Below are 1,148 nucleotides of genomic sequence, written 5' to 3'. Positions count from 1 at the left end.
TCAACCGGTGGATGCAATAGTTTGCTGGAATCGTTCGGCGGGCGTCTCGTAGTCCAGTGTCTTTCTTGGACGCTCGTTCAGTCGTCTTGCCACAGCGTTGAGTTTGGCCTGCGAATACACTGACAGATCGGTACCTTTCGGGAAGTACTGCCTCAATAGTCCATTCGTGTTCTCATTCGACCCACGCTGCCAGGGATGTTGCGGGTCGCAGAAGTAGACGGCAATGTCGGTGGCGACGGTGAAGCGCTTGTGCCCGGCCATCTCCGTCCCCCGATCCCAGGTGAGCGACTTGTAGAGTTCCTGCGGTAACTTGCTGGCATGTTTGATGAGCGCATTGATGACCGTTTCGCTGTCCTTGCTGGCTATCTTCACCAGCATGACATAGCGTGTCTGGCGCTCGACGAGCGTCGCAATCTGGCTGCTGCCGCTACCGCACAGCAGATCACCTTCCCAGTGGCCCGGTACCGCGCGGTCTTCAACACTAGCCGGGCGTTCGCTGATCGATACGGTGTCGCGAATCCTGCCGTGATCCTCCGTCTTTAGCGTGTGATGGCGCGAACGGCGCATGGCCCGGGTGCGCCGCAGGTGCTCCAGCAACTCCTTCTTCAGGGCCCCACGGGCCTGTATGAAGAGAGAACGATAGATTGTCTCGTGGGACACGTGGTAGTCCTCATTGTCTGGGTACGCGCGTCTGAGCCATCCGGCGATCTGCTGCGGTGACCACTGCAGTTGTAGCTTGGCTGCCACGATGTGCGCCAACATCCGGTGCTCAACCAGTTTACAGGCTTTGGGTCGCTGCGCGCGATCCCACGCGAGCTGATCGGCGTGGCTTGCCCGATAGCCGTCCGGGCCGCTGTTACGTTTGATCTCACGACAGATGGTGGAGGGAGCTCGCGAAAGTCGCATGGCGATTGACTGGATCGAATCGTCGGCCGCAAGTGCCCGTGAGATCTCTTCGCGCTCCTCCAGCGTCAATGCCAATCCCGATCGATGCCTTTGTGGTGGCTGGATTCCACCTGTCTCAGCCAGAATCCCCTGTACAGACGAGTGGTTCCGGTCAAAAAGCTGGGCGATCTTCTGGAGAGACTCTCCCTTCCGCCAACGTTCCCACATCAGCGCTTTCTGCTTCTCGCTGTAGTAAATCCGGC

At 58.9% G+C, this 1,148-nt stretch carries 1 protein-coding gene; it reads right to left on the bottom strand.

Going from position 1 to position 1,148, the window contains the following annotated elements:
- Nucleotides 1–1,148: IS30 family transposase (locus F6X37_RS35785; protein WP_187614671.1), on the bottom strand; the 1,148-nt coding region annotated here is incomplete at its 5' end.

Source organism: Paraburkholderia sp. 31.1 (assembly GCF_014397645.1).
In the GTDB taxonomy this organism is placed as follows: Bacteria; Pseudomonadota; Gammaproteobacteria; order Burkholderiales; family Burkholderiaceae; genus Paraburkholderia; species Paraburkholderia tuberum.
Note: the sequence above shows the minus strand (reverse complement) of the source record. Positions and strands in the feature narration are given on the sequence as shown.